General features: G+C 48.2%; 1 tRNA gene. It reads left to right on the top strand.

The features are described 5' to 3' along the window. Positions 1-77 (top strand) — tRNA-Val (locus tag C2M17_RS07980). Positions 78-467 lie beyond the last annotated feature (390 nt).

Below are 467 nucleotides of genomic sequence, written 5' to 3'. Positions count from 1 at the left end.
CCGACCGTAGCTCAGTTGGTTAGAGCACTACCTTGACATGGTAGGGGTCGGTGGTTCGAATCCACTCGGTCGTACCAAATCCTTAGCAAACACCATTACTTTATACTTGCTTAGAGCACTACCTGCTCTCTATGACCCGGCCCAAAGGTTGGTGGGTCGAATCCACTCGGTCGTACCAATTCTCTACAATATTTCTCGTATTCCGAATGCCCGTAGCTCAGTTGGTTAACGCACTACCTACTCTCTATGACCCGGCCCAAAGGTCGGTGGTTCGAATCCACTCAGTCGTACCAATTCTCTACAATATTTCTCGTATTCAATAAAAACCCTAGCTCAGTTGCTTAGAGCACTACCTGCTCTCTATGACCCGGCCCAAAGGTCGGTGGTTCGAATCCACTCGGTCGTACCAATTCTCTAAAATACTTCTCGTATTCTGTACGACCGTAGCTCAGTTGGTTAGAGCACTA

Origin of the sequence: Pseudoalteromonas sp. T1lg10, from assembly GCF_002964545.1 — a bacterium.
Lineage (GTDB): Bacteria > Pseudomonadota > Gammaproteobacteria > Enterobacterales > Alteromonadaceae > Pseudoalteromonas.
This window is presented reverse-complemented; position numbering and strand designations above follow the sequence as displayed.